The organism is Fodinibius halophilus (genome assembly GCF_011059105.1).
Lineage (GTDB): Bacteria > Bacteroidota > Rhodothermia > Balneolales > Balneolaceae > Fodinibius > Fodinibius halophilus.
This window is the reverse complement of the sequence record NZ_JAALLS010000001.1, coordinates 214,846-231,227: the sequence shown is the minus strand read 5'-3', so window position 1 is coordinate 231,227 and position 16,382 is coordinate 214,846. Positions and strand designations below refer to the sequence as shown.

Sequence of the window (16,382 nt, the reverse complement as noted above, 5' to 3'; positions counted from 1 at the left end):
GCTCTAACGTTTTATCTTTTTTTTAAAGTACCACGCCTTCAAGTAAGGCAATCGCAATCGAAAAATAAATAATTATTCCAGTAACATCACTAAGTGTAGATACAAAAGGGGCTGATGTTACGGCGGGATCCAATCCCATTTTTGACAATACAAAAGGTAACATAGAGCCGCTTAGATTTCCCCATAGTACAACTCCAATAAGGCTAAGCCCCACAACCAGTGCTGTAAGTACTAATTCTTGCGTTGCAGCATCACTCGCAAAATATCCCCAACTCAGTATCACAAAGAAACCGATTATGGCCATAATTCCCCCGAGCATCAATCCGGATAACAGTTCGCGACCCAATACTTTAAGCCATTCATTCATATCAATATCATCGGTAGAAATAGCGCGGATAATCAAAGTGGCCGCCTGTGATCCTGAATTACCCCCGGTAGATATAATCATCGGTACAAACAGCGATAATATTACAGCATTGGCGATAACACTTTCATATGCCCCCATTGCCGTTGTCGTAAAAAGCTGACCGATAAATAAAAAAGCCAGCCAGCCAATACGCTTTTTGACCATTTCAAAAATCGTAGTCTGCGAATAGTAATTATCCAGAGCATCCATTCCGGCCATTAGCTGCATATCCTCGGTCGTTTCCTCTTCGGCAACATCGATGACATCATCGACGGTTACGATCCCAACCAAAATGCCATCAGAATCTACAACCGGCATGGCTACGCGATCGTACTTACTCAACATTTTTACGGCATCTTCCTGATCATCAAATGCACTTAAGGCCTCAAAGCTTTCATCCATCAGCGTTTCGATACGGGCTTCGGTATCGGCCAAAATAAGTTGATTCAAGCGAAGATCATCAATAAGGTGTTCATTTGCATCCACTACATAGATAACGTTTACTGTTTCTACACTGTGGCCAAAATTTCGGATATGTTCCATCGCTTTTTGGATGGTCCAGTGCTTTTTCACCTTTACATATCGGGGGGTCATCAAGCGGCCCACACTTTCATCGGGATATCCCAACAGCTGCTGCACCAGTTTACGATCGTCGGCCTTCATCGAGTTCATCACCCGCTGGGTTAGGTGACCCGGCAGTTCTTCCATCAGCGCTACTCGCTCATCAGGCTCCAAGTTCGACATCACTTCGCTGAGCTGCTGAGCCGTAAACATATTCATCAGCTCCAGCCCTTTACCCGAACTCAGGTATGTAAATACATCAGCAGCTTTCTGTTTCTTAAGCAAACGAAAGATGACGATCGATATCTCCGCATCAAACTCCTCTAACAATTCGGCCACATCAACTGCCGGAACATCGTTGAGTATGTCTTTGAGGGCCACCCAGTCCTTTTCTTCTATCAGCTCCTCAAATTCAGGTTTTAGCAGGTGCACAATCATTGGAATGATGCCTTACCGATTAATGTATTAGCAAATAGTTTAAACTCTGTCATTTATCGTTCGGAATGTACAAAGAGCTGGCAGAATATCACAAAAAAAGACCAATGTTGAATGTAATGATAATAGCAAATTAACAGTCTGCTTAAAAACAGAAATACGCATTATAATCCCATTGGTGTTAGCCTAAAAAAGAGTATACTTTACGATTACTTCTATTATCAGTAATTCTGATCATATTATGCCACGAGTGTTGCGATTTTCGTCTCACTTTGGGACTTTTAGCATACTTTTCAACAAAATAAGATTTCAGATTTGAAAATAGTTATAATTGGGGCGGGCGAAATTGGTTATGACTTGGCCAGTGTACTTTCACAGGAGAAACATGACGTCATTGTGCTCGACCGCGATAAAGATTGCTTAGATAAAGTTTCAGAAAACCTGGATGTCTTATGTCATGAAGGAAATGCTACTTCTGCAAAAGATCTTGTAGACACCGGGGTTAAAGATGCCGACATCATGATTGCTGTTACCAGCATCGATGAAGTGAATATGATTGCTTCCATGATGAGCAAGCGCCTTGGGGCTAAGATGGTTATCGCCCGCATTCGCAGCGACGAATTATCACGTCCCAACGCCCCTCTAAAGTCTACAGACCTGGGTATTGATGTTCTTATCCATCCCGAACAAAGTGCTGCCCAAGAAATTGTACGACTTGTTAAGCGGGCATCCGCCAGCGACCTTATCAATCTGGCAGACGGAAAGATGCAGATGATTGGTCTTCGCATTGGCAAGGACTCTCCCCTTGTCGGAAAATCTCTTATTAAATATGCCGAGGAATACCCGGAAATTACCTTTCGCGTGGTAGCTATTTCTCGTAGAGGACTTACGATCATACCCAGTGGTTCTGTGCAAATACGGGCCTTAGATCAAATATTTGTACTGGCCAAAACTGAAGAGATTCCGGATGTCGTAAAAACATCAGGCAAACCCAATGTAGAAATCAATCGCATTATGATCGCCGGGGGCACTCCCATTGGATCTATGATTGCCCGCATTCTATGCCGTGAAGAGAAAAACTGGAATATCAAACTTATTGAACCCGATCATGACAAGGCTGTTGATTTGGCCCATGAGCTAAAAGATGTGTTGGTATTAAATGGGAACCCGACGGATCCCGACCTGCTTGCCACAGAGGGTATCACAGATACGGATGCCTTTATTTCGGTAACCGATGATGAGGAGTCAAATATTATCTCCTGTCTGATGGCCAAACACCTGGAAGTACAAAAAACTGTGGCTCTGGTATCCAAATCGGATTATATCCCGCTAAGTCAAACGATCGGACTCGATGCAGCTATCAATAAAAAGTCTGCAGCTTCTAATGAAATTCACCGTCATGTACGGGGCGGACGTGTTATTTCGGTAACAGCGTTACAAGGGACCAAGGCCGAGGTTATTGAACTACAAGCTGCTCCAGGCTCAAAAATCACTAAAAAACCTATCCGTAAGATAAAATTCCCGGAAGGTTGTGTTGTTGGAGGAATACTCAGCGATGGATCCACAGATATTGCTACCGGCCAATCCCAAATACAAGCTGAAGATCGTGTTATTATTTTTTGTCTTCCAAATGCCATTGAAAAAGTAACTTCATTATTTAAATAATGCGGAAATCAGTTCTTCACAGTGCCAATCGAGCCCAATTCAATTTAGGCACTGTTTTTGGCATATTGGGTTCCTTTATTTTTTTCCTGGGATTTGCACTGCTTATACCCATGCTCATCGCCTTTATTTACGGTGAGGATGTTTGGCATACCTTTCTATACTCAGCATCCATTGCATTTGTTGTGGGTGGTGCGCTGTACTACTCCTTTAAACCTGAACATGAACTCCGGGTTCGGGAAGGTTTCCTGGTTGTAAGCCTTACCTGGCTGTTTCTTTCTCTTGTAGGTGCCCTTCCCTTTGTTATTTCCGGAATTCTTCCTAGTTATACCGATGCCGTCTTTGAAACAATGAGTGGTCTCACCACAACCGGAGCTACTATTTTTAACGGCACGACTAGCGATGGTTTTGTCAATCCACAAATAGAAAGCCTGCCCTATAGTATTCTGTTCTGGCGTTCGCTTGCACACTGGCTCGGCGGTATGGGAATTATTGTATTGACCCTGGCCATCCTTCCACTTTTAGGAGTCGGTGGTATGCAGCTGTTCCAGGCTGAATCACCCGGCCCCACTACGGACAAACTCACTCCGCGGGTCCAGGAAACTGCCAAACTGCTGTGGGGCGTATATGTGGCCTTCACAGGGGTCGAGTTCTTACTGCTCTGGGTGCACCCCAGCATGGACTGGTTTGACGCTATAAACCATGCTTTTGCAACAATGGCTACCGGAGGATTTTCTACCAAAAATGCCAGTATTGAGGCCTTTGACTCTGTCTATATAGATACCATTATAACCATTTTCATGTTTATTGCGGGCATCAACTTTGCCATGCACTTTCGATTGTTGAAAGGAGATGTAAAATCCTTTTTTGATAACCGAGAAATGCGCTTTTACGCACTCATTACCTTCATAAGTGTCATCGTAGTTAGCACCTCACTCTGGCTTTTTAACCAATATTCTATTGGCAGTGCCATCAGGTATGGTTCATTCCAGGTGGTATCCATTGTTACTACTACAGGTTTTGGTACAGATAATTATGAGGTCTGGCATACGCTGGGGGCGTTCTTCCTGTTCCTTCTCTTTTTTACAGGAGGTTGTGCAGGCTCAACCGGTGGTGGTGTTAAAATGATTCGCTGGATGATTATCATTCGTAACTCATTTCGCGAAATTAAACAGATTGTTCATCCTAAAGCAATTCTCCCTATTCGCATTGGAGACAAAACAGTAGATTCGGATATCCAACGAACAGTGCTCAGCTTTTTTGTACTCTACCTAATGGTATTTGGAGTAGGTGCTCTCATCATGTCTGTAATGGGATATGATATGCAATCAGCCATTGGGGCAAGTATCGCCTGCCTGGGCAATATCGGTCCCGGTTGGGGAGAGTTTGGACCAACGGATAATTATGCCCAGATACCCTACATCGGTAAATGGGTGCTTATTTTATTTATGATGATTGGGCGACTTGAAATATTTACTGTGCTCCTAATCTTCACTCCTACTTTCTGGAAGCAGTAGGTCTAAGGATGCAGGATATTGGATACTGAGAACCGGAGTTAGCATTCTTCCTGCTGAATTGCAGTACTTTGCTATAAGACACTATATTGCCTGTAACGCATTGCAAGGAGATAAGGATTAAGCACAACAAGAAACAGTAACATCCCCTCTATCGGTAAATGGCTTCTGATCCTTCTTATAATGAATGAATCACCGAATACCGCTAACTGTAAGGCCTGATTCCGATGCCTAAAATCTACGTTCCAATACTCAGATTGTTTCTTACTACTCACTAAACCGTATCCAATTTCGGTCTTCGAGCCACTGAATCAGTGCCGGTAAAAAGGTAAGGGCAGTAACCAGTGTCATGCCAATACCAATAACAGCTATTGTTCCTATCGATTGTAATCCCGGATGATTTGTTAACAATAGCCCGGCAAAACCTAACATGGTAGTGATAGAACCAATAGTGACATGTTGACCTGTGCTTGAAAGGACATCCCACATACTGCTTTTTCCTTCTTCTCTATAGCGATGCGCCAAGTGGACCCCGTTATCTTCACCAATCCCCAATATGGCTGGTAGTACTACCAAATTATAAAAGTTGAACATCATCCCGGTAAGCATCATAATTCCAAACAGCCATAGCAGTCCAACCGTAAGAGGTAGCATGGCAATAAGTGTCCATCGTAAAGACCGGAAAGCAAAATACATTAATATAAAAACCATAAAGAATGTTGCCCCTACCATCCATGGGCTTTCCTTACGCATTAGCTCAAGCATCTCAGCCGCGATGATCGATGTACTTGCTGCATAAAAGGTTTCACCACTATCGAGGGTGACCTTACCTACATCATTTTTAAAAGCAATGGACTGCTCTCCGTCTGCCAACCCTACACTCGGATAGGCAATCACAAAATTACCAATATCACCCTGCTTAGTTAAAAAACGACTCTTAAAGTAATCGGGCATCTGACTGATTTTAAGCTGTTGCGTTGTTTGGGCTGCTCTACGCAATTTATCCAACTGTGCATCCTCTTGGTCCCTAAGAAAAGGATCATCAAGAAGCTCTCTAACTGTTGCAATCTCTTTGAGCTTTTCCCGAGCGTTTTTATCTGTAGGTGGAAAACGTTCCGGCAGTGCTTCCACATCTAAAATTGTTGGACTTGTGGTATCACTCTTCATCTTATGACGCAGTTTCTCCATGATTTGCAGTACCTGCTTTTGATTATCTGCAAGAATATAAGCAGGGTTTCTTTTGTCGGATGAAGAAACTTGTCCCGCAACTTTTTTATACTCTTCATATTCAGGGAATTCGGGTTCCAGCTCTCCAAAATCGTACTGAAAGCCCAGCTGTTGAAAATTCATGCCAACTATTACAGAAATCAATAGTCCCATTACAACAATAGAACGCGACATCGGGAATCGTGTAAATAATGATTCCTTTTGCTCGGCGGTACTTTCATCCACTATACGTTCATTGAATACAATCCAATTATACCGTTCAAAAATCACCAGTAATGCAGGCATCACAAATAGCATACAGGCAAGGGCCAGAATGATACCAGAACCGGCAATAAAACCAAACTCAGAAAACCCTCTAAACTGGGCTAGTATTAGTACAAAAAGCGAAAAAGCGGTTGTTAATCCACTTACCACAATGGCAGAACCCGTATTGTCATAGGTTTTGTGAAGCGCCTCAAGAATGGGAGTATCTTCGACTCGAAACTCGATATAACGGGCATAAAAGTGGATACCGTAATCGATCCCCATCCCAAAAAGGATAACAAAAAGCACCGATGTCATAGTATTGAGGGAACCAAGAATAAAATAGGTTACGCCAAAAGTCCAACAGAGACTGATCAACAACGGTATACCAATCACCAGCGCCGGTACCGGTAATCTAAGCAGATGCTCCCAAACTCCATGATCTTTCCCCTTGCTGTTCCCCCTCCGGTAATTGAGATATTTCTTAAATGAGAAATAAACCATTACCAAAATAATGACACTTGAAATACCGGTTGCAAAACTGCTGAATACATCTCCCATAATGGAGTTTATTTCAGCCATATGCCGCTTCAACCGTCCGCCATACTGCACTTCCATCTCCTTGTTATAAGAGGCAGGATCCATCTCAGCTAGCAACGAATCGTAGGAACTGAACATTCTTCGCAAATAGCTTAAGTCACTCTTGGAACCGGTAGGATAGAAGGTAACCTTCATTACGGTACTATCCGGGCTTATCGGATATTCGGAAGGAATAAGTGCATCATAACTTTCTTCAAAATCTGCCATTTCATCATTATCAGCAGAGTCCTCTTCCTCCTCATCAAAACTGACTAAAAACGGATTTGCCTCCTCTTTGGCACTCTTAATCTCTTTTCGCAGATATTCTTTTATATCAGAAAGTTCATCGGAGGTCGCAAAATAGAGGGCATTGTCTTGCAGAAATTCAGTATTCTTCCGAAATTCTGCACGTTCTAAGAAATAAGCATCTTTCTTATCATCATAGAGTTTTAAACTCTTTTGAATAAGGTCACGGGCAAAGGTTTTGTTATCCTCAAAACTTGGAGATTTAATAACTACTTCCATAGTAGTCTCACCACCCACTGTTGCCTGAAGTTCATCAAGTGCTTTTACGTGGGGGTTTTTCTCGGGAAGAAGATTTGCAAGATCAGTATCAATTTTAAGCTGAACCGCAAAATTTCCCAATATAACGGCTAGCAAAATAGTGCCTCCTAAAACCCAGTAGGGTTTAGAATAGTTTAATCCAACAAGAGGACGAAATAATTGTAAAATCTTTTTCATTTGAACGCCATGTAAAAGTTCAGTAGATCAGCGCAGAACTTAACCATTTTCGATGAAATTATTTAGTCCTCTTCCAAAGCCTGCCAAGAACTATTCTTTGGTTTTTAGAATAATGTCATCGTAATCTGCTATAGCATTATCTTTCATACTGTCACCATCACTCATTAGTAAAATAGCTAAGGGCTTTGCTGGAGGATCATCCCCAAACAAGCGTCGATAATCTTCTACGATATTTCGCTCAAACGTTTTCCATTTGCCCATCTCATTATCGCCTGATTCAAGTACTAAAATCTGCTGATTGCCAAATAATTTTGACGTATTCGTGCCCGGTTCTAAGGTAGAGCTCCATGTATATCTAATTGACTTTGGCACTTTTTTAAACAGAGCAATACGCCCCATTTCAAATACCACGTATAAACTGGCAGCCGTATCATTTTTGCCATTGATATCTTCATTGGCCCCTTTAGGCAATTTATGAACCCGCCATTTCCAGCTTAATATAGACGTGTCATAAATATTTATTCCATCCTTGTTCTTTAGCGGATAAGTGAGATGCCGTACCTTCATGCCATTGTAGTGTAGATACTTATTTCCCTCTTCTTGACGTATTTCATATTTGTATAAGCTCTGCTCCTGCTTTGATGAGGCAACAACACGAAAATCAGCATCTCGGTTATACCACCGTTTGGGGAGAGTCCCCACAGAGTCATCTTCAAAATCTTCAATCAAAATATTTCCATTTCCCATTTTTTGGGGTTGGAATAATGCTTCTCGATCAAAATTCTGAGCAACAATAGAAGAGCTTATGATGAATAAAAAGAGAATAAACGAAATAAACTGTTTCATACCAAGGAGTAGCCAAATAATTTATGAAATGATATCTGATTTAATTCAACATCTTATAAACGTAATTTTTATAAAGATAGTACGCATCATTATTACATTATATCAGTCGAGATCAATCCAGCATTTCTCTGATGAATAATCAAAGGAAATGGAAGCAGTATTTAAGTTATTTTAAACTGTACAAAACAGTCAGACAGAAATTGAATCTTTAGCCAACTGTTCTTCAGCATAAGCCATCATTTCCGGGGTATCCACATCTTGCCAAAAGCTGTTGCCTATATCCAATACTTCCATTTTACCACGGCGAGCCAACTCCTGAACCCCATCGCTCAAAGAAACATCGCCCGTCTCTTGATACCGGTCTTTTAATGCGTTAAGCAAGCCCTGAGTCCCGAGAAAGACCCCCGTATCAATGCAATTATAGTCCTGAATCTGCTTCCCAATTGATTTCAATTTCTCTTCTTCTGCCAAGACTTTGGTCGCATCATCCATATCAAAGATGGTATCTATCTTATAATCAACCAATAGCGTTGCACCATCTGTGGGTGGAACATGCTTTCGTGCTTTTTGCATTAGTGACTCTTCCAGGATATGGTCTGCCATTGTTAGGACAAATTCATCCTCTACATAATCAGCTGCCGAAAGTACCGACACCCCATTTTGTAAATCGTATTTATCGTTATAAGCATATATAAGCTCTATAGGCCCATCATACTGCTGTTGGATACGCTGCTTTATCTCTTCGTATCCATGCCCCAAAACAATGACTACGCGATTGCAGCCCGCTATGTTGAGACTTTCAATCACACGAAAGATAAGAGGAACTCCGGCCACAGGAGTCAACGGTTTTAGATTGGTCTCTTTAACCGATCCATTTAACCGGGATCCAAACCCCGCGGCCAGTACGATGCCGGTTCGATTGTTCGATTGTCTGGTAGACATTTTAGTAATTACCGTCAAAATTTTCAGAGAGATGCGTAAGTGGCTCTTCTCCACCGAGGACCCGCAGTGTATTTTTTAGGCGGAAATGCTGAATAAAAATATCATGCTCCTGAATATGGCCCTCTACAATCTGTGGACTTTTAAAATAAAATGACAACCATTCCTGAATACCTTTTCGGTCTGATCGTTTAGCCAGATCCAAGAAAAGCGCCAGATCCAAAACAATGGGAGCAGCCAAGATTGAATCCCGGCAAAGAAAATCAACCTTTATCTGCATGGGATATCCCATCCAGCCTTTAATATCAATATTATCCCAACCTTCTTTTTCATCACCTCGTGGTGGATAGTAATTGATACGAACCTTGTGGTATAAATCGTCATACAGATCGGGGTATAAATCTGGTTGCAGGATGGTATCAAGCACCCCTTTCTTACTCACTTCTTTCGTTTTAAAGCTTTCCGGATCATCTAGAATTTCGCCATCCCTGTTTCCAAGAATGTTTGTCGAGAACCATCCCTCTACTCCCAGCATTCGTGTTTTAAATCCAGGAGCCAACATCGTTTTCATTAATGTTTGTCCTGTTTTAAAATCCTTACCGGCAATAGGCACACCATTTTCAACAGCCAGTTCCTCTAATGCCGGAAAGTCGGCAGATAAGTTAGGAGCTCCATTAGCATATGGTACTCCTTCTTTGATAGCTGCATAGGCATATATCTGGGAAGGGGCAATCGATTCATCGTTATTACGCAATCCTTCTTCGAAAGCTTCTATCGACTGATGACAATCCGTGGGATGCTGATAAACTTCAGTAGATCCACACCAAATCATTACCGCCCGACTGGCCCCGGTCTCTTTCATGCGGCGCCTAATATCATCGCGCAGGGCTTCAGCCAATTCCATTTTATTGGTCTCTTCCTTTACGTTGGGACCATCCAGTCGTTTTACATAGTCTTGATTAAAGACTGCAGGCATCGGTTCCACTGTTTTTAACCGATCTGCTACTGGCTCCAGGTCTTCGTTATTTAGAACTTCAGCTCGCTTTGCAGCTTCATAAGCATTGTCTTCAAATACATCCCAGCCTCCAAATTCAATATCTGATAAAGGAGCAAGGTCTACGAAGTCTTTAATTAAAGGATTTCGCCCCTCTGATCGCATTCCCAAGCGAATGGTCTGCATTTGGGTTAATGAACCAATAGGCTTTGTTAGTCCTTGGCGCATAGATTCAACACCGGCAATGAAAGTAGTAGCTACAGCCCCTAAACCAGGAGTTAAAACTAGTAGTTTCCCATCCCTGGAGGTCTGCGTATTTTCTGAAGGCATATATCTGAGTTAATTATTTCTGGAGCCCAAAACAGTTTCCAAATCCTTATATTATCTGATCACTTTCGAAGTGTAACCGTTCGACAAAAATGGATGTTTAAGGCGTTATTACGAGTTTATTAAAAGCATGTGAAGTTAATTAAAATAGGCGGGTTGATCAAAAATATTATCTATTGCTTTCAACCAATACTGGCTCTTTATCCGACTCAAACTGCTTGCCATAAACAAACTTTTGCAAAGTCTTCCAAATTCGTTCACAGTTCTTGCCATCAGCTCCCAACATATACTCATCCAAAAACTCTTGGGTTGACTCTTCGCAGCATTTTGGGTTTTTAATGGTATACTCAATTTTCTCTTGTAGTTCTTCTAAATTGTATGCCATTAATCCACCATTTTCCTCCGGCGGCAACTTCCAAATAAATCGGGCTGAATTAACCTTTCTTTTATATACCCCGGCCACCGTTTGACTCCGCCATAAGAACTCTTCATCGGCATCTTTAACAGGGTATACATGAATGGTAGGTTTCCCGGTAGCATAAAAGAGGTTGGCAATACTGCTGTAATTGGTAATCAACAGATCTGAAACCTGCAGATCTAATAAATTATCCGGATTTTTATTCTTGTATTTTAAGAATACATTATCATGGTCATCGGCTAACTCTTCTAAAAAGGTCCGGTACTCTTCATCAAACCTGAAAGAGTCATGCAAACGCAAAATAATGTTAGCCCCCAACTCAGAAATCTGTTCTATAAGCTTTGGGAATATCACTTTGTCTTCTCCCCAGTGAGAAAACACATCACCGTAATGCCAGGTAGGTGCAATCAATACTGTAGGTTTGTTTACCACATCGAAAGGATAATACGGTTGCGCTTTTTCGGTATCAAAGGATTGGCGTAAATAATCATGACTTGCTGCTCCCAATATACGGCAATTTTCGGGGGCGAAACCACTTACCTTGGTCCGATGGTCAAAATCCCAGGGACCAAAACATTGCCAGATAAAATCAGAATTGGGTACCTTTGCACTTCCCCAGCAATTTTTAAGCGAAAAGTGCAACCACCGGAATTCACGCTCATCATTGGGGCCCTTCCATCCAAAGCCGTGCCACAAGATCATTCCTTTGGGAGACGGTGCAAACAAGGGTACTCGATTATCCATTATTGTTACATCAGGATCAAAACCCCTCAATCCAAATAAGGAATGATACCACTTACGTTCAATAAGTTCAGCATCAAGTTCAAAAAGCTCAGCCACACCCTCACTTTTAAATAGTTCCGGGTCATCTAGCAATACCCGAACTTCGACTTCCGGTTTTTGATCCAGATAATGTGTAAACGCCCACAGGTCTGCCCCAAATGTAGTGGCATATATAAGTACTTTCATCCTTTGTCTTTTTTTATCGACTTACGCCCCAAATATTGATCCTAACACTTAATGTTACTAGAACATTAAAACTGGGAAACTACGAAAAACCACCAGCAACTTAAAATATGATCTGGGGCCTCCCACTTCTTAGAAGCTCCAGCGGCCATCTAATTTAAATAACCCGATAATCTCGCTCTCCGTTTTATTGGTAATATGATTACTATTTACTACATGGTTATACCCAATATCTGCCTGGAATCGAAAACTTACATCAAACCATTCCCATTGAGGAATCATACGAACTAGTTGTACAGGCTGATATTCAAGCTGTAATGCAATTCGATGTGTATTTTCAATAGTGCCATGAAGAATACTGTCATCAAGAATAGTATAGTCAAACGGCTGTCTGAAACCTAGCTCTCCCTGACTTAACAGTGTGTAAGAAGGGCCCAGTTTCAGGCCTGGTAAAACATTATCAGCATACCAATGCGTATACAGCTGAAGCTTCGTATAATCACTAAAATTTGTTGCCAGTCCGCGTCCCGCATACATCCATCTATCTTCTGCGATAGAGGAAGAACCACGGTAAGACATTGAACTCACCATATCATAGCGGGCTCCTATATCAAAGTATGGTTCTGTAGTAGCAAAGTTTATGGAGTTGAGAAAGGTATATGCCATAGGTTTAAGCTCCCCGCTCTTACCCAGTTCATCTCTGTCTCTAACTACAAAGTCATCTAAAAAGAACTGCGTATTTAAATGTATTTTTTTCCAATAGGCATCAACAGCCAAAGCAAGCATAATATTCGATGACTCATACTGCTTTGGCTTGGTACCAGAATCTATGAATAAAAAGTTCAGGGGATTTAAATGCCTGAAAGGAATATTCAGATGCTCTCCTGAAACAATTTCTCCCTCCAGTAACGAAACCGCAAAATGTTTACTCGGTATCCAATCTAAGCGATGCCCAAAGAAATAGCGTTTTATCGTATTTGAATTAATTCTACGGTCAAACTGCCCCCCTGTAACGCTATCTAACTCTCCCAATATTGTACGAAACTGAATCTTTCCTTTCCCAAAACGCAAATAAAAATTGTCAAACGGTACTGGGTTCTTAGACAACAGCCCTGCACTATTACTGTTAAGCCCCCAGTGATGACGAAAGCGTCCCAAGTAAGCTGAAAAATGTCCTTTATCATAACCGATATAGGAATCTTCGACGCGTAACCAGGGACGTGCCGCCGTTCTATGACCATCAGGGTCAACAACATAGTATCGGTCCAGCATAAGCCCTGTTTGTACAATAGTATTCTTCCACTCACCATAGAATGTAACCTTCGAATGCGGATAGACAGACTCTCCCCCTCCAGTGGGTCGAAGCACATTCGTACGCCCGGAATTAATTCTTGTCGCGCGACCGGTAAGCTCTCCACCGTATATAAAATTGTCACTTGCTTTTTCTTTTGCAGGTTTTACATGGTTTTCAACCTTTTTTAGCCATTGTTGCGATAACGGAGACAACGCTTCACGATCCATATCCTGAACGGCTTCCCACACCTCCCCTCTGTTATAAGGAATAGCGGTAGGATTTAAGGTCCGCAAATGTCCCCTGTTTTGTAAACGCTCAATATACTCGTATGCCCAATGCTGAGATTTTATCAATACCTTACTTTGGGCAAAACAATTTGATAAGGAGGCAATCCATATTGCAAAAATAAAAACAAGAACTCTGTTGATATTCATTGTAAACAGCTTTTTAAAATAGTTTTTGATCAGACCGTAAATAAGCATATTCCTATTTAGGAACAAGTCTTTAATATAAGCGCCAGTACTCTTACCTTTGCTCCAAAGAATTACACATTCAGATTATATTAATTTTACCCATTTCGGTATTTCAAATGTCAGATCAGAGTCATAGAATTGCCCTATTTTCAACCTCTTTTTTACCGTACTCTCAAACATTTATCCATGAAGAATTAAAGGCCCATGAACGTTATGATGTAGATGTATTTTGCAAAGAACGGTTGAATGAAGAGCGATTTCCATATGATTCATATTACAAACCGAATGGAAAAGTTTCGGAATTTATCTATGAAAACACGGCCTATTGGCCTTCTTTTAATCGACGTATCGGGAACACAAACTACGATCTGATCCATGCTCATTTCGGTACCGGAGCCGTGTATGCTCTACCCTACAAATTACGACACGACATTCCTTTTGTTGTAACTTTCCACGGACATGATGTTGCAGCCCTTATGGGAACGGGCAAATACAAACCCAAATATTGGAGATATATCCTGTACTCTAAAAAGATACTCCAAAAAGCAGACCTGATTTTGGCCGTTAGCAACGAAATGGCTGAAATACTAGGAGAAATAAGCGGTCGTCCCGAAGCAGTAGAAGTTTTCCATATTGGGGTTAATCTTGATACTTTTGATCCGGTAGATTATGAAGAACGCCCTAAAAATGACCAGTGCCAAATTACAATGATCGGCCGTTTTACGGAAAAGAAAGGCCATATTTATGCCCTGAAAGCTTTTAAAAAAGCTGTTAATAAAACCAACGGGGCACATCTTAACTTTGTGGGTGAGGGGGGATTAATAGAAAAATGCCGCGCATATGTGGCAGAACATAATCTCAAATCGAAGGTCAGTTTTCACGGTATACTAGAGTCATCAGAAATTTCTGACATGCTTAAAAAATCTGACTTTTTAATAGCACCCAGTATTGTTGGTAAAGATCATGACAGAGAAGGCGGCCCGGTAGTTATTAAAGAGGCAAATGCCACGGCTATTCCGGCTATTGGTACCTACCACGGCGGAATCCCCGAAATTATTGATGATGGTAAAACTGGCTTTTTGGTGCCCGAGCGGAATACCGAAGCACTCGCAGATCGTATGATTGATTTAATAGAGCATCCACAAAAAAGGAAAGAATTTGGCCTTGCTGCACGAGAAAAAATAAAAAGGGACTATAATATTAAAACACAGGTACAGAAACTGGAATCGTTATATGATCGAGTAGCTGATAATAAATGAGCATTAAAGAAGAACTAAAAAAAGGTGCGTTTGTTAATTTCCTGGGTATCCTTGGTAAAATTGCAGGTCCCTCTTTTCTGGTGTTGGTCACTCGATACTACGGACCGGACCTCTTTGGAATATTTATTACAGCTAACCTTGCCATAGAAATAGCACTGGCCTTCCTTACCTCCGGCTTTAAAGACGGAGCCCTTATTTTTGTGGCTCGTCATGCAGATGATAAAGAGCAACACCATCACCTGTATCGCTCGCTATCCAATGCGCTGGCACTAAGCATGGGCTTATCTCTGCTTTTAATTGTGCTTAGTTACTTGGTAGGGCCGATGGTATTTGACATGCTATACAGCGATAATTTTGGAGATCAGCTGCAGTTCATGCTGCTTACTATGGGGCTTGTGCTCCCCTTAATGGCATTTGACCGGATTGTCACTGCAGCAACCCAGGGACTTAAAATCATGAAGTACGATGCCATGGTTAATGGGGGTATCCGGCCTGTATTCTTGTTGCTTTATTCTATTGGCTTTTGGTATATCTGGCCCTCACTCACCGGTCTTACATTAGGATATATCAGCACGCAAGTAACAGTTGCTATAGTAGCAACTGTTATATATCAAAAAGAGCTTTCGTGGGCAGGCTTATTTAAAGCCTTTAGATCGTTCAAATTTGACAAGGAACTACTTGACTTTGCCCTGCCACAAAATCTGAATATGACATTAAATAAATTCATTACCGGTTTAGACGTTTTGATGCTCCCTATTTTTGGGGCTTCAGCCTCGATGGTTGGTTTCTATGGAGCCGGTTCCATGATCGTTCGGGAAATACGTAATGTAAAACTCATTTTCTCCAGTGCTTTTGCTCCACATATTGTTCGCTTCTACGAACGGGATGACCTCGAAGGGTTATCAAAAAATTTCTCAATGACTGCGAAGTGGATTGCCTCTATTACAATCCCAATCATTATAGGCGTGGCAATATTCAGAGAAGATTTACTGCGAATTGTACACCCCGAATTTGGGCAGAGTGCCTTCTTCATGCTCCTGCTCTTGCCCATCCCCTATATGTACTGCTCTTACAGCTTAGCAGGCAATATTGTGACAATGACCGGCCATTCGAAGCTAACTCTGTTCAATTCGGTAGTAGTTTCAATCTCAAACTTTCTTCTTAACCTTTGGTTAATACCACTTTGGGGAATGGAAGGAGCAGCACTCGCATCAGCATTGGCTACCTTCACCCTTACATTGTTGGAGTTAGCCGAAGCCCGCTATTTTGTGGGAGCTAAATTATACATAAAACAGATATATAAGCCTCATCTTTCCGGACTTGCTGTAAGTCTGCTTCTGGTAGCTTTCATTCCGCTGACAGAGTTTTTTGAAAAAGCATTCTTTAACCACCTTCTACAATACGGTATAGTGCTTTTAATCTACGGAGTCTTATTATTCGGTTTTAGATTTAACTTTTCTAACATGAAAAAGCAACTGAGCAATTAATCTAAAGTACC

The 16,382-nt window shown here is 41.5% G+C and carries 11 protein-coding genes; 4 read left to right on the top strand and 7 right to left on the bottom strand.

The annotated features are described in order from the left end of the window. Positions 1–22: 22 nt before the first annotated feature. Positions 23–1,405 carry a magnesium transporter gene (gene mgtE, locus G3569_RS00855; protein WP_165265111.1) on the bottom strand — a complete coding sequence of 461 codons (1,383 nt, stop codon included), beginning with the start codon at positions 1,403–1,405 and terminating at the stop codon, positions 23–25. A 303-nt stretch (positions 1,406–1,708) separates the two neighbouring features. Between mgtE and trkA the strand changes: the two genes are divergently transcribed. Further along, positions 1,709–3,067: a Trk system potassium transporter TrkA gene (trkA, locus tag G3569_RS00850; RefSeq protein ID WP_350356547.1), complete on the top strand. Its 1,359-nt coding sequence runs from the start codon at positions 1,709–1,711 to the stop codon at positions 3,065–3,067. Then, positions 3,067–4,581 (top strand): TrkH family potassium uptake protein, encoded by a 1,515-nt coding sequence (locus G3569_RS00845; protein WP_165265107.1) that lies wholly within the window; start codon positions 3,067–3,069, stop codon positions 4,579–4,581. The genes trkA and G3569_RS00845 overlap by 1 nt, the downstream gene beginning before the upstream one ends. A gap of 264 nt (positions 4,582–4,845) precedes the next feature. Here the strand turns inward: G3569_RS00845 and G3569_RS00840 are convergent, their stop codons facing one another. From G3569_RS00840 to G3569_RS00815, 6 genes are all read right to left on the bottom strand, one after another. Next, positions 4,846–7,368, bottom strand: a complete 2,523-nt coding sequence (locus tag G3569_RS00840; protein ID WP_165265105.1) for an efflux RND transporter permease subunit — start codon at positions 7,366–7,368, stop codon at positions 4,846–4,848. 90 nt (positions 7,369–7,458) lie between these two features. Further along, positions 7,459–8,214, bottom strand: coding sequence for a DUF3047 domain-containing protein (locus G3569_RS00835; RefSeq protein WP_165265103.1), 756 nt, complete (start codon positions 8,212–8,214; stop codon positions 7,459–7,461). A 189-nt stretch (positions 8,215–8,403) separates the two neighbouring features. After that, positions 8,404–9,156, bottom strand: coding sequence for a phosphocholine cytidylyltransferase family protein (locus G3569_RS00830; protein WP_165265101.1), 753 nt, complete (start codon positions 9,154–9,156; stop codon positions 8,404–8,406). Position 9,157: 1 nt separating this feature from the next. After that, entirely contained in the window at positions 9,158–10,477 is a 1,320-nt protein-coding gene (locus tag G3569_RS00825) for an inositol-3-phosphate synthase (protein WP_165265099.1), read from the bottom strand. A gap of 166 nt (positions 10,478–10,643) precedes the next feature. Then, positions 10,644–11,861 carry a CDP-glycerol glycerophosphotransferase family protein gene (locus G3569_RS00820; protein ID WP_165265097.1) on the bottom strand — a complete coding sequence of 406 codons (1,218 nt, stop codon included), beginning with the start codon at positions 11,859–11,861 and terminating at the stop codon, positions 10,644–10,646. A 129-nt stretch (positions 11,862–11,990) separates the two neighbouring features. Then, positions 11,991–13,586, bottom strand: coding sequence for a hypothetical protein (locus G3569_RS00815; protein ID WP_165265095.1), 1,596 nt, complete (start codon positions 13,584–13,586; stop codon positions 11,991–11,993). 155 nt (positions 13,587–13,741) lie between these two features. Here G3569_RS00815 and G3569_RS00810 point away from each other — a divergent pair, with 155 nt between their 5' ends. Together G3569_RS00810 and G3569_RS00805 are read left to right on the top strand one after the other, a co-directional pair. Then, entirely contained in the window at positions 13,742–14,884 is a 1,143-nt protein-coding gene (locus tag G3569_RS00810) for a glycosyltransferase family 4 protein (RefSeq protein ID WP_165265093.1), read from the top strand. Continuing rightward, positions 14,881–16,371 carry an oligosaccharide flippase family protein gene (locus G3569_RS00805; RefSeq protein ID WP_165265091.1) on the top strand — a complete coding sequence of 497 codons (1,491 nt, stop codon included), beginning with the start codon at positions 14,881–14,883 and terminating at the stop codon, positions 16,369–16,371. The genes G3569_RS00810 and G3569_RS00805 overlap by 4 nt, the downstream gene beginning before the upstream one ends. Positions 16,372–16,382: the final 11 nt, after the last annotated feature.

What these genes read in the sequence shown, in the direction of transcription:
- mgtE (WP_165265111.1), bottom strand. Translation starts at nt 1,405, where the DNA reads ATGATTGTGCACCTGCTAAAACCTGAATTTGAGGAGCTGATAGAAGAA.
- G3569_RS00845 (WP_165265107.1), top strand. Translation starts at nt 3,067, where the DNA reads ATGCGGAAATCAGTTCTTCACAGTGCCAATCGAGCCCAATTCAATTTA.
- G3569_RS00840 (WP_165265105.1), bottom strand. Translation starts at nt 7,368, where the DNA reads ATGAAAAAGATTTTACAATTATTTCGTCCTCTTGTTGGATTAAACTAT.
- G3569_RS00835 (WP_165265103.1), bottom strand. Translation starts at nt 8,214, where the DNA reads ATGAAACAGTTTATTTCGTTTATTCTCTTTTTATTCATCATAAGCTCT.
- G3569_RS00830 (WP_165265101.1), bottom strand. Translation starts at nt 9,156, where the DNA reads ATGTCTACCAGACAATCGAACAATCGAACCGGCATCGTACTGGCCGCG.
- G3569_RS00825 (WP_165265099.1), bottom strand. Translation starts at nt 10,477, where the DNA reads ATGCCTTCAGAAAATACGCAGACCTCCAGGGATGGGAAACTACTAGTT.
- G3569_RS00820 (WP_165265097.1), bottom strand. Translation starts at nt 11,861, where the DNA reads ATGAAAGTACTTATATATGCCACTACATTTGGGGCAGACCTGTGGGCG.
- G3569_RS00815 (WP_165265095.1), bottom strand. Translation starts at nt 13,586, where the DNA reads ATGAATATCAACAGAGTTCTTGTTTTTATTTTTGCAATATGGATTGCC.
- G3569_RS00810 (WP_165265093.1), top strand. Translation starts at nt 13,742, where the DNA reads ATGTCAGATCAGAGTCATAGAATTGCCCTATTTTCAACCTCTTTTTTA.
- G3569_RS00805 (WP_165265091.1), top strand. Translation starts at nt 14,881, where the DNA reads ATGAGCATTAAAGAAGAACTAAAAAAAGGTGCGTTTGTTAATTTCCTG.